This window comes from Pseudanabaena mucicola FACHB-723, assembly GCF_014696385.1.
Lineage (GTDB): Bacteria > Cyanobacteriota > Cyanobacteriia > Pseudanabaenales > Pseudanabaenaceae > Pseudanabaena.
The window spans coordinates 80954-87857 of the sequence record NZ_JACJQB010000011.1 but is presented as its reverse complement, the minus strand read 5'-3'; the positions used below and the strand labels follow the sequence as shown (position 1 = coordinate 87857).

The following is a 6904-nucleotide window of genomic DNA, read 5'->3' as shown; positions in this document are numbered from 1 at the left end:
CCCTGACTTTTGTCGTCTGCACAGATGGCTAAACGATTACCCTTCACAGCCATGATGAAGTCTTTTTTGACTCGTTGTTTAATGTATTGCATATTTTCTTTCCTGCTGAACCAACTATCTGTCAATACATAACTAAATTTCAAGCGATTCTGGCAGCAGACATGGAGCATCTTTCGCATCATCTCATTTTTACTTTCCTCGGATACCAATTTGACCTTTCCTGTTTTGGGATCGGTTACTTCTTTCGACTTGTGTACAATTTCATAAGCCACGGGTAAGCTGATGTCTTGGTTGTGGTAGATGCAGTTGAGGATGTTTATGCCTTTGATACTGCGGTTATGACTATGGTCAAAGTACCATCCGACGATGGGGTTTTCATCGCTGTATGGTTTTGGTTCCAGAGTGTCATCAAAAATTAACACCCCTTCTTCGCTTTCATACTTGCGGATTGTCGGTTTCACCAGTTGCCATAATTCAACTGACCCTCCTGTACATTGTCTCAACCGACTTGTAATTTGGTCATGGCTCAGTTCTCCCTCTAGTAACTCGGATAGTCCTGTTGCCGTTACTTTTTCAAAACTACTGATTAGGTAATCTGAGTATAGGTCTAAGAATTTCCTGTCCATACCTGTTTACCCATTTCTAACCCTATCTTTACTTTACTCCTTCTTCCTTCCACGTAACATCAGTTATAAAGAATGAAAAGTAGTGGCAATTCATGAATTGCCACTACTCAATTTGGCAATCTTTCGCCAATTTGCGTAAGATCCACGGCATAACCACCTGTGACTAGATAAACAACATCCGCGATCGCGCCAATTTTACGGCTGAGACCACCAAGCCGATCGCGAAATATTCTCCCCAATTTATATTCGGGAACGAGTCCCCATCCCACCTCTTCAGACACAAATGTAATATCGACTGCACAGACTTGAATTGCTTCTAATAATTCATTCTCAATCTTTACCCAAGACTCTTCATTTTCTTCCAAAAGGTTTGCTAGCCAAGTCCCCAATGAGTCCACCAGAATATATGCTGATTGATCTTCAATTTTCAAAATACTTTTAGCGAGTTCAATGGGAACTTCCAAAGTTTGCCAACTCTCAGGACGACGATCACTATGTTTCTGTAAACGAGCTTCCCATTCCGTGTCATCGGGATAACGAGTCGCCGTGGCGATATAAATTATATTTTTTTGGACATTTTTTTGCGATCGCAATGCCAGATGTTCCGCCCATTCACTTTTGCCTGAGCGAGTTGCGCCCGTTACCAGAGTAATCATCTTTGTTACCATCAATAGCCCGTTGCTATACTATTACGATATCGCTCATCGTAGGAAAACATCATGACTCCAGCGATCGTTACTACCACTGAGAATGGGGTTTTCAAATTAGCAATGACTTTATTTGCCAAAGACACCCGCACATTGCCACTTTTGCCAGAGTTTTCCTGTCTGATATCCCAGATTTTTGAGTGATTTAGGATTGAGGCAAAAGAACACATCGTAATGACAATTCATGAATTGTCATTTTTGCGTAAGTTCTATGGTTTTACTACTTTTAGTCTATTTTAGTGGAAATTTACATTTGACTGAAATCTCAAAATTGCTTTCGGCTGAGGCTTTGGTAAGAATGGGAATGCCTGCTTCACCGCTAATTTTTAAACCAAATTTGAGGTTGACTTCTTCGACTTGGGCATCACCGAGGTTCTTGAATGCACCGATCGCATATTTTGTGTAGAAGCGAATCGTTTCATGAATCTCTTGCAAACTTTTGATTGCATCTTCTTTAATTCCGTAAGATTCCCGATCGCTATCTGTATCTACTGGCTGCTCATCTTCGGATTCAGAGATCTCAATAGCGAGAATTTCGCCATCTTCCTGTTCGATGTAAATTTTGTGAGCCATAGCAATTGTTACTACTATTTTGTGAGATTTGCCTGTATTCTAGTTGCACAAGGTCGCGATCGCAATAAATCAGTAAGTTATGGCTAGATATGCACTAGTAGTAGGTATTTCTGAATATAAGCATTTACCATCGCCGCTTAGTAAAACCTTGGGGGATGCGGAGTCAGTAGCGAATTTGCTGCGATCGCATGGTGATTTTCAAGAAGTAACTTTGCTGAATACGCCCAAATTGATTAAGGCTGATTTGTTTGCTCAGTTAAATCAGTTGTTAATTGAACAGGCAACGGGTAGCGAAGTTTTGATCTATTACACGGGGCATGGGGTACTGGTTGAAGATTGTGGCGTAAAACAGGGATATTTAGCGCCATCGGATTGTAAAGCAACGAAGGAAAGCGTAACTGATGGGATTCCCTTTGCGGGTTTGAATAATTTAATTGCGCGATCGCCTTTGAGTAGTTTGGTAATGTTTTTGGATTGCTGTCACAGTGGCGCTTTGTTGCAAGCGATCGTGGAGAGTTTTACGGCTTTTAACAAGACGGATAAGGATTATTTGCTGATTTCGGCTTGCCGAGATTTTGAAGAGGCGGCGGCGATGAAGAAGGAAGCCCACAGTATTTTTACAGGGGCTTTGCTAGAGGCTTTGTCGGAATCGCGCCAAAATGATGAGGGCAAAATTAATTCGGGTAGTTTGTTTGGGTTTATTTCCGATTGCCTGAAGCAAAAACAACAGGAACCGCGACAACTTGGTTACGGTCGAGCGATGGAAATCGTCAATTATCGACAGGTTGTGAGTCAAAAAGTTATTGATGAAACTTGTCCCTATGTGGGTTTGAATGCGTTTGATGAGTCAACGGCGCAATGGTTCTTTGGGAGAGAGACGGCGTTTAAGCGTTTGATGTTGAAAATTGAGCAGAGTCCATTTGTGTTTGTGGTGGGGGTGTCGGGGAGTGGTAAGTCATCGCTGGTGAAGGCAAAATTAATTCCTGAGATGAAGCGGCGAGGTCATCGAATTTTGTTGATGAAGCCTTGGTCAAATCCAATTCAAAAGCTAAAGGATGTTTTTGCGGAGCTATTGGAAGAGACGGGGACGGATGTTATTGAATTTGAGCAGTGCATTGATACTGAGGGATTGTTCGCGGCGATCGCGGATCTACCAAAACCGATCCTGTTGGTGATCGATCAGTTTGAGGAAGTGTTTACAGTCTGCTCGCAGGTGGCTGAGCGGCGCAAATTTATCCAGATGTTAGTAGATGTGGCGCAAACGCAAACTGCGGATTTTTGGGCGGATTTTGTGGTTGTGGCGACAATGAGAATTGATTTTTTGGCGGACTGTACCTATGCCAATCTGGATGCGATCGTGAATGAGCAGATGGTGGTGATTTCAGGGATGAGTGAGGATGAGCTAAGGGATGCCATTGCTAAGCCTGCGGAAACTCAGGGCTATCAACTCAGTGATGGTTTGTTGGATGCGATCTTGCAGGATATCGAAGCGGAGCCGAACTGTTTGCCGCTTTTGGAGTTTGCGTTGCAGGAGCTTTGGGAAAATAGAAATCGCCAGCAGCGTCGCCTAACTCTTGATGGATATCGGCAAATGGAGCGACTGAAGGGGGCGCTCAATCGTCATGCGGATCGACTCTATAAGAATCAATCGGCAAGTGGTCAGGAATGGATGCGGCGGATCTTTTTGAAGTTGGTGCGGACAGGAAAAGATGCGAAGGATACGCGGCAACGGGAGCGGCGGCAGGTGATTTTGGATTTGGCGGGGGATGATGGGAATGCGCGTAAGGAAATTGAGCGGATTTTGAAGTCCCTTGAGGGCAAGAGTGGGCGCTTGCTGGTGGCGAGTGAGGAAAATGGAGTGGCGATCGTGGATCTGGCGCATGAGGCGATGATGGAGGGTTGGCAAAGGTTTGCGGTATGGAGATCGCAGGATCGGGATTTGCGAAGACTGGGCGATCGAGTGAAGGATGCTTTTGAGGAATGGATGGGTAAGGGGAAAAATGAGGATTATTTTTTGCCGAATGGGTTGATGTTAGAGGTGCGTGAACAGTGGGAACAAATTGCGCCTGAGTTAGCGCCGATGGTGCAGGAATATTATCATCTTAGCGAACAACATTCTACGGATAAGATCACATTTATTGAAAGGAACTTAACGGAACTCAAGCTGCGAGAAGAGGCGATTAGAATTATCAATTTTCTATCTATTCATCCTTTAAGTGCAACTATTCATACAATTCAGTGTATTGGGGAAAACTTAAACCATCTAGAAAATGACATTATTGCACCGTTGAAAAGCTTGTTGTTTTCCTTAGTTGAGCTTTCAAGGGAAACAAATTGTTGGCATGGACATCGATTCTTAGTTAGGTGTGTTACATATAGTCCTGACGGCAAATATATTGCATCTTGTGGTGATGACCGAACAATTCGTTTATGGGATTTACAAGGGAATCAAGTTGGTCAATCTTTTCAATGCAAGAGTATTGTTAATTCTGTAGCCTTTAGTCCTGATGGAAAATATATTGTTTCTGGCAATACTGACAAAACTCTCTGTATATGGGATTTAAAAGGAAATCAGATTGGTCAACCTTTTCAAGGACATACTAGTTGTATCTGGTCAGTAGCCTTCAGTCCTGATGGAAAATATATTGTTTCTGGCGGTTTTGATAAAACTCTCTGTTTATGGGACTTACAGGGAAATCAAATTTGGCAAATTTTTCAAGAGCATGAATTTAGCGCAAGATCAGTAGTATTCAGTCCTGATGGAAAATATATTGCATCTAGTAGTGATGGCAAAACTATTCATCTGTGGGATTTAAAAGGAAATCAGATTGGTCAACCTTTTCAAGGACATACTAGTTGTATCTGGTCAGTAGCCTTCAGTCCTGATGGGAAACACATTGCATCTGGTAGTGATGATAAAACTATTCGTCTGTGGGATTTAAAAGGAAATCAGATTGGTCAACCTTTTCAAGGACATACTAGTTGTATCTGGTCAGTAGCCTTCAGTCCTGATGGGAAACACATTGCATCTGGTAGTGATGATAAAACTATCCGTCTGTGGGATTTAAAAGGAAATCAAATTGGACAGCCATTTCAAGGACATACTAGTTTTATCTGGTCTGTAGCATTTAGTCCTGATGGAAAATATATTGTATCTGGCAGTCATGACACATCAATTCGCATTTGGATTGTTGAAGGAGTCCAGAAACTAAGCTCTTATAATGAGCATAGAGGGTATATTAGAAAAGTAGAGTTCAGTCCTGATGGTAAACATCTCTTCTCAAGTAGTGATGACAAAACTATAAAATATTGGGACTTATATAATAATCGGGTTACCAGAAATTTTGTAAATCACAGCCCAGTTTATGCAGTTAGCCCAGATGGGAAATATATTGTCAGTAGTAATGATGACAAAGCACTAATTTTACTAGATTTAGATGGTGAACAAACCAGTCAAACGTTCCAAGCACATGAACATTTTGTTAATTCATTGGCATTTAGTCCCGATGGATTACATATTTTATCTAGCTGTTATCATAATGTTTTCTATCTATGGAATTTAAATGGAAAAGAAGTTGCCAAATTTAAACATGAGAATGAAATGTCTTGGGTTATGTCAGTTGCATTTAGCCCTGACGGTAATTACATTGTGTCTGGTGGCTCCGACAATACACTATGCCTGTGGGACTTAAGCAGTAATCAGATTGGACAACCTTTCATAGGACATGAGCATTGGATTATGTCGGTTGCATTTAGTCCTGACGGTCAATACATTGTCTCTGGTAGCTCCGACAATACACTACGCCTATGGGACTTAAATGGTAATCAAATTGGACAGCCTTTTCAAGGGCATAAGAACGGGGTTTTATCAGTAGCGTTTAGTCCTAATAGCAAGCACATCATTTCTGGCAGTTCCGACAACACCCTACGGCTATGGGACTTAAGTGGCAATCAAATTGGACAACCTTTTCAAGGGCATCTAGGCTTTGTGAGATCAGTGACTTTCAGTCCTGATGGCAAGTACATCGCCTTTGGTAGTGATGATATGACACTGCAATTGTGGCAAGGTGGCGATTGGTATGACTGGCTAGAGGTATGCTGTAACCGATTGCGCTACCATCCCGTTTTCAAAAATCCCACCGATGATCTGGCGCGATCAGCCTGTGAGGTCTGCCGCAAGTACGTCTGGGGTAAGGAAAAAGTAGAAAGGAAAAAGGAATAGGACTTACGCATAATAAATCGCTAAAGCCTTACTAAGCTCCTGAAAAACTGGGTCAGAGAATGGATGAAAATCATCTGACCATTTAGCCGTGAGACTGCATAGCAAACGAAATTGTACTGGCGTTGGTGGCAAATTTACACGCTCAACAGTGACCTTAACATTCTGAGGGCGATCGCAAACCAACTCAAAAAAATCTTGAGTAAAATAACGCGGACAATAGCCCACAAAATGTAAATCCTCAGTGCGTAAAATCAAAGCCCGTGAGTCAAACTCGTTTTGAACATCATGGGTAATCAGTAACCTTGTCCCCACTTCCAAAGTTCGCACATATTGTTCAACATCACTAGGAAAATGTCTTAAACCATGCGCGAAAAAGTGAACATGATAAACCCCATTTTCATCACGCTCAGGACAAGGAAACACCTCAAAGCTATCAGTCTGACGCTTACCACCACTACGCGCCAACAAAGCGATCGGATCATCTTGGTGAGCAGGAATATTTAACCACTGCACAAAATCTTGATAGTCAGGACGCGATCGCTTTAGCAGACGATTGGCAAACAGAGGGAAAAGTTCAGGCGAAGTATAGTGATGGTCAAAATCAGGAAAAGACCAGATCGGTTGAAAATTAGCCTCTTTTTCAGCTTTTCTCGCACCCTGAATATAGACAAAGTGATACATCCCATCTTCATGGGTCAGCTTTCCCACAGGAAACCAAGTACGGGTGATTGAATCTTGCCAAGCTAAAAATAGAGTTTTCAATACCAACGATCTCG

At 42.3% G+C, this 6904-nt stretch carries 5 protein-coding genes; 1 reads left to right on the top strand and 4 read right to left on the bottom strand.

Annotated features, from left to right (window positions below):
• From H6F41_RS08145 to H6F41_RS08135, 3 genes are all read right to left on the bottom strand, one after another.
• The coding region (locus H6F41_RS08145) for a transposase (protein WP_190402975.1) at window positions 1–626 on the bottom strand (626 nt) is incomplete at its 3' end.
• A 107-nt stretch (window positions 627–733) separates the two neighbouring features.
• Window positions 734–1282, bottom strand: a complete 549-nt coding sequence (gene cobU, locus H6F41_RS08140) for a bifunctional adenosylcobinamide kinase/adenosylcobinamide-phosphate guanylyltransferase (protein WP_190402974.1) — start codon at window positions 1280–1282, stop codon at window positions 734–736.
• Between the two features lie 282 nt (window positions 1283–1564).
• Window positions 1565–1906: a CU044_2847 family protein gene (locus tag H6F41_RS08135; protein ID WP_199288704.1), complete on the bottom strand. Its 342-nt coding sequence runs from the start codon at window positions 1904–1906 to the stop codon at window positions 1565–1567.
• A 79-nt stretch (window positions 1907–1985) separates the two neighbouring features.
• Between H6F41_RS08135 and H6F41_RS08130 the strand changes: the two genes are divergently transcribed.
• On the top strand, window positions 1986–6128 hold the full coding sequence (locus H6F41_RS08130) for an nSTAND1 domain-containing NTPase (protein ID WP_190402973.1): 4143 nt from the start codon (window positions 1986–1988) through the stop codon (window positions 6126–6128).
• A gap of 3 nt (window positions 6129–6131) precedes the next feature.
• Here the strand turns inward: H6F41_RS08130 and H6F41_RS08125 are convergent, their stop codons facing one another.
• A complete protein-coding gene (locus H6F41_RS08125; protein WP_190402972.1) occupies window positions 6132–6890 on the bottom strand; it encodes an HIRAN domain-containing protein in 759 nt (252 codons plus the stop codon).
• Between the last annotated feature and the right edge of the window lie 14 nt (window positions 6891–6904).